Here is a 13,692-nt window from a genome sequence, read left to right on the forward strand (position 1 = left end):
CCTCAAAGCCGGAACCGGTCCACCGATTGCGACAGCTTGCCCGCCAGCGTCGACAGTTCATCAGTCGTCGAGGCGGTCTTGCCGATGACCTTGCTGTTGCCTTCGGACATGCCGGCAATCATGTCCACCTGATGGGCGATTTCGTTGCTGGCCAGGCTCTGCTCGCCAATCGTGCGGGTGATGTCGTTGACCAGCTGAGTGGTATTGAGCGTGGCTTCGAGGATTTCGCGGATGGCGCGTTCGACGTCGGCGGTCACGGCCATGCCTTTGTCGACCTGGGCGACGCCGGCTTCCATGCTGGTTACCGCCTCGCGGGTGCTCTGCTGGATGCGCGAGACCATGCTGGCAATTTCCTGAGTGGAGGCGCTCGTGCGTCCGGCCAGACTGCGCACTTCGTCCGCCACCACCGCAAAACCACGGCCCTGCTCACCGGCACGGGCGGCTTCAATGGCAGCGTTCAGCGCCAGCAGGTTGGTTTGATCGGCGATACCCTTGATCACCTGAATGATGCTGAAAATGCCCTCGGACTCCTTGTCCAGTGTGCGAATCACCTGGGCTGACTGCTGCGCCGAACGCGCAATGCCGTCCATGTCGTTGACCACCTGATGAATCACCCGGCCGCCATCCTTGGCCAGTGCCTCGGCCTGGTTGGCCATGTTCAGCGCCCGCTCGGCATGCCGGGTGATTTCCTCGATGCTCGCGGTCATTTCACTGGCGGCTGCGGCCATGGTGCTGGCTGCGACGCTTTGCTGCTGGCTGCTGTCGGCCACCTGGTGGCAGCCGCTGCTCAGTTGCACGCTCATGCCACTCACGCCGTGTGCGTTGCTGCGAACCACCTCGATCATGCCGCGCAGGTCGCGCTGCATGGTCGCCAGGCTGCGAATCAGCGCGCTGGCTTCGTCCTTGTGGGTGGGCTCGACAATCGGCTCGCTCAAGTTGCCATGGGCGATGCTTTCGGCGATCCGGCTGGCGGTCTGCAACGGTGCCATGATGCTCGAAATAACCCAGCGTCCCTGGATCAGCAGCAACAACAGGCTCGCAACCAGCACGATGCCCAAAGTGAAATTGGCACTGTTGATCGCGTGTTGGGTGCCTTGGCTGGTCTGTTGGGTGTTGGTTTCGATCAGCTCGCTAAGGGCAGCCATCTGCTCTTCAAGCTGACTGAACGCGGTATTGAAGCTGCCGAGTTCCTTTTGCGCCGAATCCGGATTGTCCAGCGCCTGCGCGACGATACGCTCGGCGGCGTTGATGTAGGTGTCGAGGCTCGGTTTGACCTTGTTCAGGCCCGCCATGATGGTGTCGTTGACCGGCAGCTTGAGGTTTTCACCCAGCACCTCCCGGAAATGCGCCGCATGTTCCTCGATGGAAGTGTGCACCTCAGCCTTGGTGCTGGTGCTTTTTCCCAGCCCGACCAGCATCGCCGACAACACATCGGCGCGCAGCGCGTCGTGCATCATGTCGGCTTCAAGGTGATTGCGCAGCGCGGTCATGCTGACCTCGTTGTCCTTCACTGCTTCAGCCATCCGGGTGTTTCCCACATAACTGACCAGGCTCACGATCAACGCGGTGAGCAAGCTCGTACCAATCAGCAACAACAAGCGTAATTTTATCGACACGGTGTAGTCCTCTGGGCACATCGCTTTTATGAACACGCTATCGGCGCCGCCAACCGCTTATTTAAGCCTTGAGCCGGACTTTCAGTGTTTTGCGACATGCGGTAGGTACAGGCCCGTTTGCGACGAAAATTTGCCGCTGTACCTCGTGAACCTAGTGCTTAAACGCCAGTCTTAGGCGAGCCGTGAATTCCCATTACCCTTGTCTTCTGACCTGAGCTGTCCGCCTCATGCGCCCAACTGCCCTCGCCTTGCGCTTCATTTCGCTCTGCTTCATGCCTTTGATCCCCCTGTTTGCCAGTCCCGCCCATGCCAGCGGGGAACGACAACTGGTGGAAGCCATCAACGACTACCGCGCCCACCCGCAACGCTGCAACAGACGCCCGGCACAGCGCTTATCGCCGCTGTCACTGAAACAGAACCTGGCGCTGCCGATTGGTTATCGCGGCGGTTTGCGGGATGGGTTGAAGGCTTCCGGCTACGCGGCAGTGACGGTGCGCACCCTGCGGGTGGTCGGCGCGCAGGATGCCGATGAGGCTTTCGATCTGTTTGAGGACGAATACTGCGGGGCCTTGCTCGATAACCAGTACGCCGACATTGGCGTCAGCCGCGCCCGAAACGAATGGCAGATCGTGCTGGCGCAACCCGTTCTCGATAGCCGCGTGGGTGATACGCGCTCGGCGAGCAAGGCCCTGTTGGCCGAGGTCAATGCCGCGCGAGCCAAGCCACGGATGTGCGGTGGCCAGCGCTTTGCCGCCGCCCGACCACTAAGCTGGAACGCCGCCCTCGGTGCCGCAGCGCAGGGGCACAGCAAGGCGATGGCTTATGGTAATTATTTTGCGCACCGCGACCCCGACGGTGATATGCCGGCTGATCGAGCAAGAGCGGCCGGCTACCGTGGCCGGCAGATAGGCGAAAACATCGCCGCCGGGCAGAGCTCACCGGGCAAGGCCATGGCAGGCTGGCTGGCCAGCCCCGGGCATTGCGCCAACTTGATGAATCCGATGTTTACTCAAGTGGGCGCCGCGTATGCAGCGGATGCGCGCAGCGATGAAGGGGTTTATTGGACAATGCTGTTTGGGGCGCCGTAAGACCGCAGTAATGGACGGCGCCGATAAGCGGAACAACGAGAAACAGCCGCCTGCGTGCCTGCCAGGGCTAGCGCCGGCGCGCCAGGCGCTGCTGCCAGTTGCCGCCATTGGCGCGCTGGCATTGTTCTTCCGAATCAAAATGCACGTGGGCAGAGACCGGGCTGACAAGCACATCGGCATTCTGTAACGCCATCGCCGTCAGCTCAACCATGCGTTCGCCCTGCCCGCTGGCCAATGCCTGATCTTTGCTGGCTTGCGTGTCGAAGACCCAAATCACTCTCAGGCTTGAGGGGAAATCGCTGTAATCGACTTCGTGGGTCAACCATTCGAACCCGACGATTTCAGCCTTGGCTGTTTCACAAGCCTCAGTCAGGGTGGCTACCAGAAGTCGTTCGATGTGTGCCTGTTCGCGTTTGCTTGAACCCATGGGGAATCCTTGTGACCTTCGACAATGTGGACCGGACGCAATCATGTACCTGTTCTGAGCATTGCATGGCAACGCCCCGCAAGTTCTTTCAAAGTGGATCAATCCTTCTCACCCCCCCGTGAACCGGCACCTATAATCCAGAAAGACAGAGGTTCCTGCCACATCGCCGCTAAAAGACCCTGCCTATCGTCCCCCAATACTCCACCTATTAGCTGACTTCCCGAGTGGGGTCTAACCTGTATCCAGCGCTGGCAGAACACGCTGGCCGGTTTAGTGCTGATATGGAGACAGGAATGAGCCCGAAGCTTGACTAGGCCATCCGTGGGCCACCGCACAGGCAACTCGATTGCCGCTGTTCAGCATCCTCGTGTGGTCAAGACAACCAGTTGATCCAACTGCTGGCCCGGCAGCCTATGTCATGAATTTCGCTCGTTGCTATCTGACGCCCAATCCCGGGCCGGATAGCCGGATGAACACGACCAAAGGTAGCTCGCACATGGCAAATGAATCGAAATGCCCGTTCAATCACGCCGCTGGCGGTGGCACGACGAACCGCGATTGGTGGCCGAACCAACTGAACCTGAAGATCCTGCACCAGCACTCGTCCCTGTCCGACCCCATGGACGAAGGCTTCAACTATGCACAAGAATTCAAAACCCTGGACTTTGCGGCGGTCAAAAGAGACCTGACTGCGCTGATGACCGATTCCCAGGATTGGTGGCCTGCCGACTTCGGCCACTATGGGCCTCTGTTCATTCGCATGGCCTGGCACGCTGCAGGCACCTACCGCACCGGTGACGGTCGTGGCGGCGCCGGCTCTGGCCAGCAGCGCTTTGCACCGCTCAACAGCTGGCCGGATAACGTCAGCCTCGACAAGGCCCGCCGCCTGCTCTGGCCGATCAAGCAAAAATACGGCCGGAAAATCTCCTGGGCTGACCTGATCGTCCTCACCGGTAACGTCGCGCTGGAGTCCATGGGCTTCAAGACCTTCGGTTTTTCCGGTGGCCGTCCCGACGTCTGGGAACCGGATGAAGACGTTTATTGGGGCTCGGAAAACAAATGGCTGGGCGGCGACGTGCGCTACGGCAAGCACAAAGAACCGATGCAAGAGCCCGGCGAAGGCCCGCTGGTGGCTGAGCCGGGGGAAAATGAGGAGAGCCGTACCGACCAGGGACGCAACCTGGAAACCCCGCTCGCGGCCGTGCAAATGGGCCTGATCTACGTCAACCCGGAAGGCCCGGAAGGCAACCCCGACCCGGTCGCTGCCGGTAAAGACATTCGCGAAACTTTTGCGCGCATGGCAATGAATGACGAAGAAACCGTGGCGCTGATCGCTGGCGGCCACGCCTTCGGCAAAACCCACGGCGCAGGGCCTGCCGACAACGTCGGCGCCGAGCCCGAAGCCGCCGGTCTTGAACAACAAGGCTTTGGCTGGAAAAACAGCTTCGGCACCGGCAAAGGCCCAGACACCATCACCAGCGGCCTGGAAGTGACCTGGACCACCACGCCCACGAAATGGAGCAACAACTACCTGGAAAACCTGTTCGGCTTCGAGTGGGAGCTGAGCAAAAGTCCGGCGGGAGCGAACCAGTGGGTGGCAAAAAACGGCGCCGGTGCCGGCATCATTCCAGATGCTCACGACCCGTCCAAACGCCGTAATCCGACCATGCTGACCACCGACCTGTCGCTGCGATTCGACCCGATCTATGAGCCGATTTCACGGCGATTCCTGGCCAATCCGGATCAACTGGCCGATGCCTTCGCACGCGCCTGGTTCAAACTGATCCACCGTGACATGGGCCCCCTCTCACGCTACCTCGGCCCGGAAACGCCGAACGAAGAGCTGCTCTGGCAAGACCCGATTCCAGCGGTCGATCACCCGTTGATCAACGACAGTGACGCCGCCGCACTCAAGAGCAAAATCCTGGCGTCGGGCTTGAGCGTTGCGCAGCTTGTGTCAACGGCCTGGGCGGCGGCTTCCACCTTCCGTGGTTCCGACAAACGCGGCGGCGCCAACGGTGGTCGGCTGCGTCTGGCGCCACAGAAATTCTGGCAAGCCAACCAGCCCGAGCAATTGGCCAATGTGCTGGCCAAACTCGAGGGCATTCAGAGCGAGTTCAACAACAGCGGCAAGAAAGTCTCGCTGGCGGATCTGATCGTGCTGGCCGGTAATGCCGGCATCGAACAAGCGGCGAAAAATGCTGGCCTCAGCGTCACGGTGCCGTTTACGCCGGGAAGGATGGACGCCTCGCAAGAGCAGACGGATGTCGAGTCGTTCGGCTTCCTCGAACCGGTCGCCGATGGCTTTCGCAACTTCCTCAAAACCCGTTACCGCGTACCGACCGAGCAGCTGCTGATCGACAAGGCGCAACAGCTGACCCTGACCGCACCGGAAATGACCGCGCTGATCGGCGGCCTGCGCGTGCTGAACACCAACGTCGGACAAACCCGCCACGGTGTATTCACACAGCGGCCGGAGGCACTGACCAACGATTTCTTCAAAAACCTGTTGGACATGAGCGTGGAATGGAAACCCGTGTCCCAAGACAACGAAGAGTTCGAAGGACGTGACCGCAAAACCGGGGACGTGAAATGGACCGGGACACGCGTTGACCTGGTCTTCGGCTCGAACTCGCAGTTGCGCGCGTTGGCCGAGGTCTATGCGACGAGTGACGCGCAGGAGAAATTCGTCAAAGACTTCGTGGCGGCGTGGACCAAGGTGATGAACCTGGATCGCTTCGACGTGAAGTGATGCAATCGTGAACCTGTGAGGCCTTGAACGGGCCGCCGCGACCCGGTGATACGGATCGCGGCGGCCTCATTCTTTTACACGGCAAGGCCGAAATCGGCGAAACCTTCCTGCCATGTGCGCAAGCTTAATGCCCCGTGCCGCCCATGCACTCCGCCGTCGTGGCAAGCGCCATGCCGGCCTGCTGGACGAGTTTGCGCCACTCGTCGGCAGTGATGAGATCAGCGCGTTCCATCTCATCCGCCGTCCTCAGTAACCTGAAGTACCTTTCCTCTGCACTGATGAGGTTTGCAGGCAGCGCAAACAACTTGCTCCACGCGGTCATGGCCAATCTTCTCTGTGCTTCTCTCATGGTGCCCCCCCTGTATTCGTCTCAGGCAAATGGATACCTGCCAATCGAGACCGTTCACACGGATGACGTTTAAGCCGACCAGTGGTGGCATTAAGCCACAAATGTCCAGGCAGCGCTTGTCCGATGGCGCTTACGAGATGAACGGTCGGGGCGTGACTTTCCTGCCCAGCCATCCGGCCAGCTATCCCCTCGCCTGCTTTTTGTCGCCTTCCTGACGCAAATTGAATCTGGCGCTTGCACAACCTATATTATGGTATACCATCATACGCACAGACACCCCAAAACCTCATACGGAGCAGCTCATGAGTTTCGAAATCCGCAAGATCGTCAGCTATGTCGAAGAGACCTTCATCGAAGGCGGCAAGGCCACCGATAAGCCCGTCACCATGGTCGGCCTGGCCGTCGTCATGAAAAACCCATGGCTGGGTCGCGGCTTCGTCGAAGACCTGAAACCGGAAATCCGCGCCAACTGCTCTGACCTCGGTGCACTGATGGTTGAGCGTCTGGTCGGCATCATCGGTGGTGCCGAAAAAATCGAGGCCTACGGCAAGGCGGCCGTGGTCGGTGCCGATGGCGAGATCGAGCACGCCTCGGCGGTCATCCATACCCTGCGCTTCGGCAACCATTACCGTGAAGCGGTCAAGGCCAAAAGCTACCTCAGTTTCACCAACAAGCGCGGCGGCCCGGGCACCTCGATCCAGATCCCGATGATGCACAAGGACGACGAAGGCCTGCGTTCGCACTACATCACTCTGGAAATGAAGATCGAAGATGCGCCGCGTGCCGACGAAATCGTGGTGGTCCTGGGTTGCGCCGATGGCGGCCGCCTGCACCCGCGTATCGGCAACCGTTACATCGATCTGGAAGAACTGGCTGCCGAGAAAGCTCAGTAATCACGGTCGGTCACAACAACAAAAAGGCATGCAGGAGCGCTCCATGATTCGGCTCACCGCTGAACGCACCCCGGCTGGCACCAGTTACCTGGCGACCGGCCAAGGCCAGCCCGTGGTATTGATCCACGGCGTGGGCCTGAACAAAGAAATGTGGGGCGGCCAGGTCGTTGGCCTGGCCACGAAATACCGCGTGATTGCCTACGACATGCTCGGCCACGGCGCCAGCCCGCGCCCGGAAAGCGGCACGCCGCTGCTTGGCTATGCCGATCAGTTGCTGGAGTTGCTCGACCACCTGCAACTGCCCAAGGTGACGGTGATCGGCTTTTCCATGGGCGGATTGGTCGCGCGGGCGTTTGCCTTGCATTACCCGCAACGCCTGCAAGGCCTGGTCGTGCTCAACAGCGTGTTCAATCGCAGTGCCGAGCAACGTGCCGGCGTCATTGCCCGCACCGCACAGGCGGCCGAACACGGGCCGGATGCCAACGCCGAGGCCGCGCTGTCGCGCTGGTTCAGCCGTGAATACCAGGCTGCCAATCCGGCACAGATCGCTGCCCTGCGTCAGACCCTGGCCGGTAATGACCCCCAGGGTTACCTGACGACTTACGAACTGTTCGCCACCCAGGACATGTACCGCGCGGAGGATCTGGGCAGCATCCAGGTGCCGACGCTGGTCGCCACCGGCGAACTGGATCCGGGTTCGACACCGCAAATGGCTGAGCAATTGGCCGCACATATTCCGGGTGCAACCGTTGCCGTGCTCGCCGAGCAGCGGCATATGATGCCCGTAGAATCGCCGCGCCTGGTCAACCAGCTGTTGCTGGAATTTCTCGACAACGCGCACTCCCGACAAAACCAGATCAAGGGGATCGTTGCATGACACTCGCACGCTTCCAGATGTGCATCGGCGGTGAATGGGTCGATGCCCTCTCCGGCAAGACCTTCGAAAGCCTGAACCCGGCGCTGGCCGAGCCTTGGGCCGAACTGCCCGACGCCGACGAAGCCGACGTCGAGCGCGCCGTACAGGCCGCACAGACGGCTTTCGACAGCCCTGCCTGGCGCGGCCTGACCGCCACGGCGCGGGGCAAATTGCTGCGCCGCCTGGGCGATCTGATTGCCGAAAACAAGGAACACCTGGCGCAGCTGGAAAGCCGCGACAACGGCAAGCTGATTCGTGAAACCCGTGGTCAAGTCAGTTACCTACCGGAATTTTTCCACTACACCGCAGGCCTGGCGGACAAGCTTGAAGGCGGCACCCTGCCGCTGGACAAGCCGGACCTGTTTGCCTACACCGTGCACGAAGCCATGGGCGTGGTCGCCGCGATCATTCCCTGGAACAGCCCGCTGTACCTGACCGCAATCAAACTGGCGCCAGCCCTGGCGGCTGGTAATACCATCGTGATCAAGCCGTCCGAGCACGCCTCGGCAACCATTCTGGAACTGGCCCGCCTGGCGCTGGAAGCCGGCATTCCACCGGGCGTGGTCAACGTCGTCACCGGTTACGGCCCAAGCACTGGCGCCGCCCTCACCCGCCATCCGCTGGTGCGCAAGATTGCCTTCACCGGCGGCGCGGCCACGGCCCGGCATGTGGTGCGCAGCAGCGCCGAGAACTTCGCCAAGCTGTCGCTGGAACTGGGCGGCAAGTCGCCGAACATCATCTTTGCCGACGCCGACCTCGACAGCGCAATCAATGGCGCCATTGCCGGGATCTACGCTGCGTCCGGTCAAAGCTGCGTCTCGGGCTCGCGCCTGTTGGTTCAGGATGAAATCTACGACGAGTTCGTTGAGCGCCTGGTGGAGCGTGCCAAACGCATCCGTATTGGCAACCCGCAGGAAGACAGCAGCGAAATGGGCCCGATGGCCACCGCACAGCAACTGGCCGTGGTCGAAGGACTAGTCGCCGACGCCATCGCCGAAGGTGCCCGCCTGCGCCTGGGTGGCAAGCGTCCAGAGAACCTGGGAGAAGGCTGGTTCTATGAGCCGACCTTGTTCGAATGCGACCACAACTCGATGAAGATCATGCAGGAAGAAGTCTTCGGCCCCGTGGCGTCGGTGATTCGCTTCAAAGATGAAGCCGAAGCGCTGGCGATTGCCAACGACTCCCAGTTTGGTCTGGCTGCCGGCATCTGGACACGCGATCTGGGCCGTGCCCATCGCCTGGCCCGAGACGTGCGTTCCGGGATCATCTGGGTCAACACCTACCGTGCCGTATCAGCCATGGCGCCGATCGGTGGCTTCAAGAACAGCGGTTATGGACGCGAAAGCGGCATCGATTCGGTGCTGGCCTACACCGAGCTCAAAACGGTGTGGATCAACCTGTCCCAGGCGCCAATGCCTGATCCATTTGTGATGCGCTAGGAGATTTGCGAAATGATCGAACCCGGCATCTACAAAGACGTCATGAGCTCGTTCCCTTCCGGGGTCACGGTGGTCACCACCCTGGACCCGGACGGCGGCATCGTCGGCATCACCGCCAGCGCCTTCAGTGCGCTGTCGATTGACCCGGCACTGGTGCTGTTCTGCCCCAACTACGCCTCGGACACGTACCCGATCCTGCGCGACAGCAAGCAGTTCGCGATTCACTTGCTGTCCGCCGACCAGACCGCCGAAGCCTATGCGTTCGCCAGCAAAGGCAAGGACAAGGCCAAACACATCGAATGGCACCTGAGCGAGCTGGGTAATCCGCTGCTGGGCAAAGCCACGGCGATCATCGAGTGCGAACTGTGGCGTGAATACGATGGCGGTGATCACGCGATCATCGTCGGCGCGGTGAAGAATCTGATTCTGCCCGAGCAACCCGTCACGCCGATGATTTACCACAAAGGCAAACTGGGCCCCCTGCCCGCGCTGGCCTGAAAGGTCTACACAAACCCTTGTAGGAGTGAGCCTGCTCGCGATAGCGGTGGTTCAGCTTGCATAGATGTTGAATGAGCTGACGCCATCGCGAGCAAGCTCGCTCCCACAGGGGATCTGCGGTGAAAGGATGATGAAGATGAGCAACGAGAAGTATGAAAAAGGCCTGAAAATCCGCACTCAGGTGCTGGGCGAGGCTTATGTGAACCGTTCCATCGAGAACGCCGACGACTTCACCCGGCCACTGCAGGAGATGGTCACCGAGTACTGCTGGGGCCACGTCTGGGGCCGTGAGGGTTTGTCGCTTAAAGAACGCAGCATGATAAACTTGGCCATGATTTCGGCCCTCAATCGGCCTCACGAACTCAAGCTGCATGTACGCGGCGCCTTGCGTAACGGGCTGAGTCGTGAACAAATACGCGAAATTCTGCTTCAGGTCGGTATTTATTGCGGTGTCCCCGCTGCCGTAGACAGTTTCCGGCTTGCCCGTGAAGCGTTCGCCGAAGCCGATGCCGAGGCCTCCAGTTAACCCTTGGCTGTTGTGATGACCTGAGCACGATGATCCTGGATCGTAGTGCTCTTTTTGCATGGACAGCCACATTCAGAGCGGACCCCATGAAACGCCTGCCACTCGACGACAGCTTCAAGGTCAATCGCAACCCCGTTACCCTGCGCGAAATCGTGCTGGATAAACTGCGAAGCGCCATCATGAACTTCCAGCTACTGCCGGGAGACCGTCTGGTCGAGCGCGACCTGTGCGATCGCCTCGGGGTCAGCCGCACGTCGGTGCGTGAAGCCTTGCGTCACCTGGAATCCGAAGGTCTGGTGGAGTTCGCCGATGCCAAAGGGCCACGGGTCGCCATTATTACCCTCGCCGATGCCGTTGATATCTATGAGCTGCGTTGCGTGCTTGAAGGGCTGATCGTGCAGTTGTTCACCCTTCGCGCCAAGGCCAAGAACATCAAGGCCCTGGAGAAAGCCCTCGAGGAAAACCGCAAGGCCCTCAAGGATGGCGAACTGCAACAGGTCATCGATTCGGTTCAGGGTTTCTACGACGTGCTGCTCGAAGGCTCCGGCAACCATGTCGCGGCCACTCAACTGCGCCAGTTGCAGGCGCGCATCAGCTACTTGCGTGCGACCTCGGTGTCCCAGGAAAACCGTCGCGGCTCGAGCAATCAGGAGATGGAGCGCATGGTTGAAGCGATCAAGAGCGGCGATCCGCTGGCCGCTCACCAGGCGTGCGTCGACCACGTTCGCGCCGCTGCCGCCGTGGCGCTGGATTACCTGAAGCGCAAACAGGAAGAAACCGGGGCAATCCCCGAGATCACCCTGCCGATCGCGCTCAAAGAACCGCGCATAGGCCGCTGAACATGTTCAGCCCGAGCTTTTGTCCAAAGTGCGGCGGCAATGACTTGAAGTCGCAGCTGCCGCCGGGCGATACGCACGAGCGCCTGATGTGCAACGGCTGCGGCTACATCCATTACGTCAATCCAAAAATCATCGCCGGCTGCATCATCGAGCAGGACGGCAAGTACCTGCTGTGCCAGCGCGCGATTCCACCGCGCCCTGGCACATGGACGCTGCCGGCGGGCTTCATGGAAGGTGGCGAAACCACCGAACAAGCCGCGTTGCGCGAAGTCTGGGAAGAAAGCGGCGTACGCGCAGAAATTCTCTCGCCTTACTCGATCTTCAGCGTGCCGAAGATCAGCGAGGTGTACATCATCTTCCGCGCCATCGCGCTGGAGATAACCGGCCAATACGGCCCGGAAACCCTCGACTACAAATTCTTCGCACCCGAGGACATTCCCTGGGACAGCATCTATTACCCGGCGATCCGGCAAATACTCGAACGCTATATCGAAGAACGCCAGGCCGGGGTCTACGGCATCTACATCGGCAACGATGACACCGGCAAGATTCACTTCATTCGGTAGTGGGCATGCGGCTAGTGGTCTTGAGGGCGCGTCATGACGCCTGAACGCTTTTATGGATTTGGGGCTCGGCGCTTGCTGTTAGAGCAGGCGTAGTTGCTCATCTATTGTCTTTATCTGCTTTAGATTTTGATTTATCCGCCCCTTCGGATGCATCTGAGAGAGATTGGTCGGCTGGCGGGGCGTCTTCGCTGGCAAGCCAGCTCCCACAGGGTTCGGTGCACACCTGCAGGAGGCTGGTCGGCTGTCAGGCCGCCATCGCTGGCAGGCCAGCTCCCACAGGGTTTGGTGTACATCTGCAGGAGACTGCGCCATCGCTGGCAGGCCGGCTCCCGCAGGGTTTGGTGTACATCTGCAGGAGATTGGTCGGCTGTCAGGGCGCCATCGCTGGCAGGCCGGCTCCCACAATTGAATTTTGTACAGCTGCGAGAGATTGGTCGGCTGGTAGGTCGTCATCGCTGGCAGGCCAGCTCCCACAGGGTTTGGTGCACACCTGCAGGAGGCTGGTCGGCTGTCAGGCCAGCTCCCACAGTAAATCGAGGTGTACCCCCGCTTTTCACCACTCAACAGGCCGAGCGGTAGCTCGCCTGCTTTTGATCTTGATCTACCCGCCCCTTCGGCAGGCTGAGTGGAGGCATTCATCTGGGGGGTAGGCGCGTAGCGCCGTGCGGCGAAGCCGCACACATCGAGAGGAGGTCGAAGCGAAGCCGACCGGAGGCGATGCCCCCAGATGAATGTCGGAGCGAAGGAACACCGAGCCTAAGCGAGGGGCCGGACGCCGGGGCGAGCCTTTTTTTTGCTTACTTTTTTTGAGGCGTTTGTCAAAAAAAGTGAGTCGCCGTAAGGGCGAAACCCTAAGCCGCCGTTACCGCAACAACGGATATGTACACCTACAAACAAAATGCCCCCCAGCCTATAAATCCTCAAATCTGACGCAATAGTCCGACAATTCGTCAGGACAGTCGCGTCAAGCACGTACTAATATTTGCACCTCATTCAATCAAGGACGATTCATGAAGCGCATTGCCGCCTGTCTATTGTTTTTCCTGAGCTTTACCACCCTCGCAGCCGACCTCAACCTGCTCACCGACAACCACCCACCCCTGCATTTCCAACAAGATGGCAAACTGGTGGGGTTCGGTGTGGATGTGGTGCAGGCACTGGCCGAAAGCACCGGCGATCAAGTGCATCTGCAACAAATGCCCTTGCTGCGCGCCTTACGCGTTGCCGCCACCGAGCCTGCCACCGGCGTGTTTACCGTGCTGCGTAGCGCCGAACGCGAAGGACAGTACCAATGGGTCGGTCCACTGATGGACGTCGAAATCGCCCTCTATGCCGCACGCGACATCCAACAACCGGTGCGCAGTTTGCAGGACGTCAAGAACCTGGGCCGTATCGCCGTCCCGCGTAAATGGCTGGCTTACAGCTACTTGCAAAAACAAGGTCTGACCAACCTGTATGGAGTGGAAACGCCCGAGCAAATGATGCGTCTGGCGCGCCTTGGTCGCACCGATTTTGTAGTGGCCGATACCCTTTCCGTGGCGACGATAGCCCGTGAAGAAGGGTTGCCACCCACCCAATTGCATTACCAGATGCCGCTGATGAAGCAAGGCACCTACATCGCTTTTTCCCCGCAGACCGATACGCGTCAGGTCATCCGCTGGCAACAGGCGCTTGATGAGATGAGCCGCGATGGCCGCCTCGAACACCTCAAACAGCGTTGGCTAAGCGAGCACACACCCCGCTGATGATGGAATGAAAAACACCTTCGGTCCTGGTTTCACCC

13 protein-coding genes and 1 pseudogene are annotated in these 13,692 nt (G+C 60.2%); 10 read left to right on the forward strand and 4 right to left on the reverse strand.

Annotated elements, in window-relative coordinates:
• Positions 1 to 2: 2 nt before the first annotated feature.
• Together ACM6I0_RS03400 and ACM6I0_RS03405 are read right to left on the reverse strand one after the other, a co-directional pair.
• The gene (locus tag ACM6I0_RS03400) at positions 3 to 866 is read right to left on the reverse strand and encodes a methyl-accepting chemotaxis protein (RefSeq protein WP_414921526.1); all 864 of its coding nucleotides are present in this window, start codon (positions 864 to 866) and stop codon (positions 3 to 5) included.
• A pseudogene (locus ACM6I0_RS03405) lies at positions 861 to 1,637 on the reverse strand (MCP four helix bundle domain-containing protein); the annotation flags it as partial. The gene ACM6I0_RS03400 and the pseudogene ACM6I0_RS03405, both read right to left, overlap by 6 nt.
• A gap of 206 nt (positions 1,638 to 1,843) precedes the next feature.
• On the opposite strand from ACM6I0_RS03405, the gene ACM6I0_RS03410 reads away from it, so the two are divergent.
• A complete protein-coding gene (locus ACM6I0_RS03410; RefSeq protein ID WP_414921453.1) occupies positions 1,844 to 2,704 on the forward strand; it encodes a CAP domain-containing protein in 861 nt (286 codons plus the stop codon).
• A 67-nt stretch (positions 2,705 to 2,771) separates the two neighbouring features.
• Here ACM6I0_RS03410 and ACM6I0_RS03415 read toward each other — a convergent pair whose 3' ends face one another.
• Positions 2,772 to 3,131: a hypothetical protein gene (locus ACM6I0_RS03415; RefSeq protein ID WP_414921454.1), complete on the reverse strand. Its 360-nt coding sequence runs from the start codon at positions 3,129 to 3,131 to the stop codon at positions 2,772 to 2,774.
• 496 nt (positions 3,132 to 3,627) lie between these two features.
• On the opposite strand from ACM6I0_RS03415, the gene katG reads away from it, so the two are divergent.
• The gene (gene katG / locus ACM6I0_RS03420; protein ID WP_414921455.1) at positions 3,628 to 5,883 is read left to right on the forward strand and encodes a catalase/peroxidase HPI; all 2,256 of its coding nucleotides are present in this window, start codon (positions 3,628 to 3,630) and stop codon (positions 5,881 to 5,883) included.
• A gap of 124 nt (positions 5,884 to 6,007) precedes the next feature.
• On the opposite strand, the gene ACM6I0_RS03425 is transcribed toward katG, so the two are convergent.
• A complete protein-coding gene (locus ACM6I0_RS03425) occupies positions 6,008 to 6,205 on the reverse strand; it encodes a hypothetical protein (protein ID WP_285435905.1) in 198 nt (65 codons plus the stop codon).
• 329 nt (positions 6,206 to 6,534) lie between these two features.
• Here ACM6I0_RS03425 and ACM6I0_RS03430 point away from each other — a divergent pair, with 329 nt between their 5' ends.
• The 8 genes from ACM6I0_RS03430 to ACM6I0_RS03465 all read left to right on the forward strand — a co-directional run bounded on the left by ACM6I0_RS03430 (position 6,535) and on the right by ACM6I0_RS03465 (position 13,654).
• The gene (locus tag ACM6I0_RS03430) at positions 6,535 to 7,125 is read left to right on the forward strand and encodes an amino acid synthesis family protein (RefSeq protein ID WP_285435904.1); all 591 of its coding nucleotides are present in this window, start codon (positions 6,535 to 6,537) and stop codon (positions 7,123 to 7,125) included.
• Between the two features lie 43 nt (positions 7,126 to 7,168).
• Positions 7,169 to 8,002, forward strand: a complete 834-nt coding sequence (locus ACM6I0_RS03435; RefSeq protein WP_090185179.1) for an alpha/beta fold hydrolase — start codon at positions 7,169 to 7,171, stop codon at positions 8,000 to 8,002.
• Positions 7,999 to 9,480, forward strand: a complete 1,482-nt coding sequence (locus tag ACM6I0_RS03440) for an aldehyde dehydrogenase (RefSeq protein WP_285435902.1) — start codon at positions 7,999 to 8,001, stop codon at positions 9,478 to 9,480. Before ACM6I0_RS03435 ends, ACM6I0_RS03440 begins: the two co-directional genes overlap by 4 nt.
• A 12-nt stretch (positions 9,481 to 9,492) precedes the next feature.
• Entirely contained in the window at positions 9,493 to 9,978 is a 486-nt protein-coding gene (locus ACM6I0_RS03445) for a flavin reductase family protein (RefSeq protein WP_090185184.1), read from the forward strand.
• Positions 9,979 to 10,114: 136 nt separating this feature from the next.
• The gene (locus ACM6I0_RS03450; RefSeq protein WP_008059553.1) at positions 10,115 to 10,504 is read left to right on the forward strand and encodes a carboxymuconolactone decarboxylase family protein; all 390 of its coding nucleotides are present in this window, start codon (positions 10,115 to 10,117) and stop codon (positions 10,502 to 10,504) included.
• 86 nt (positions 10,505 to 10,590) lie between these two features.
• On the forward strand, positions 10,591 to 11,343 hold the full coding sequence (locus tag ACM6I0_RS03455; RefSeq protein ID WP_090185187.1) for a GntR family transcriptional regulator: 753 nt from the start codon (positions 10,591 to 10,593) through the stop codon (positions 11,341 to 11,343).
• A gap of 2 nt (positions 11,344 to 11,345) precedes the next feature.
• On the forward strand, positions 11,346 to 11,909 hold the full coding sequence (locus ACM6I0_RS03460; RefSeq protein WP_285435896.1) for an NUDIX hydrolase: 564 nt from the start codon (positions 11,346 to 11,348) through the stop codon (positions 11,907 to 11,909).
• Between the two features lie 1,010 nt (positions 11,910 to 12,919).
• Positions 12,920 to 13,654: a substrate-binding periplasmic protein gene (locus ACM6I0_RS03465; protein ID WP_414921456.1), complete on the forward strand. Its 735-nt coding sequence runs from the start codon at positions 12,920 to 12,922 to the stop codon at positions 13,652 to 13,654.
• Positions 13,655 to 13,692 lie beyond the last annotated feature (38 nt).

This window comes from Pseudomonas sp. IT-P294, assembly GCF_949767865.1.
Lineage (GTDB): Bacteria > Pseudomonadota > Gammaproteobacteria > Pseudomonadales > Pseudomonadaceae > Aquipseudomonas.

Coding starts and splice junctions, on each gene's coding strand:
- ACM6I0_RS03400 (WP_414921526.1), bottom strand. CDS start 866: ATGCAGCGCGACCTGCGCGGCATGATCGAGGTGGTTCGCAGCAACGCA.
- ACM6I0_RS03410 (WP_414921453.1), top strand. CDS start 1,844: ATGCGCCCAACTGCCCTCGCCTTGCGCTTCATTTCGCTCTGCTTCATG.
- ACM6I0_RS03415 (WP_414921454.1), bottom strand. CDS start 3,131: ATGGGTTCAAGCAAACGCGAACAGGCACACATCGAACGACTTCTGGTA.
- katG (WP_414921455.1), top strand. CDS start 3,628: ATGGCAAATGAATCGAAATGCCCGTTCAATCACGCCGCTGGCGGTGGC.
- ACM6I0_RS03425 (WP_285435905.1), bottom strand. CDS start 6,205: ATGACCGCGTGGAGCAAGTTGTTTGCGCTGCCTGCAAACCTCATCAGT.
- ACM6I0_RS03430 (WP_285435904.1), top strand. CDS start 6,535: ATGAGTTTCGAAATCCGCAAGATCGTCAGCTATGTCGAAGAGACCTTC.
- ACM6I0_RS03435 (WP_090185179.1), top strand. CDS start 7,169: ATGATTCGGCTCACCGCTGAACGCACCCCGGCTGGCACCAGTTACCTG.
- ACM6I0_RS03440 (WP_285435902.1), top strand. CDS start 7,999: ATGACACTCGCACGCTTCCAGATGTGCATCGGCGGTGAATGGGTCGAT.
- ACM6I0_RS03445 (WP_090185184.1), top strand. CDS start 9,493: ATGATCGAACCCGGCATCTACAAAGACGTCATGAGCTCGTTCCCTTCC.
- ACM6I0_RS03450 (WP_008059553.1), top strand. CDS start 10,115: ATGAGCAACGAGAAGTATGAAAAAGGCCTGAAAATCCGCACTCAGGTG.
- ACM6I0_RS03455 (WP_090185187.1), top strand. CDS start 10,591: ATGAAACGCCTGCCACTCGACGACAGCTTCAAGGTCAATCGCAACCCC.
- ACM6I0_RS03460 (WP_285435896.1), top strand. CDS start 11,346: ATGTTCAGCCCGAGCTTTTGTCCAAAGTGCGGCGGCAATGACTTGAAG.
- ACM6I0_RS03465 (WP_414921456.1), top strand. CDS start 12,920: ATGAAGCGCATTGCCGCCTGTCTATTGTTTTTCCTGAGCTTTACCACC.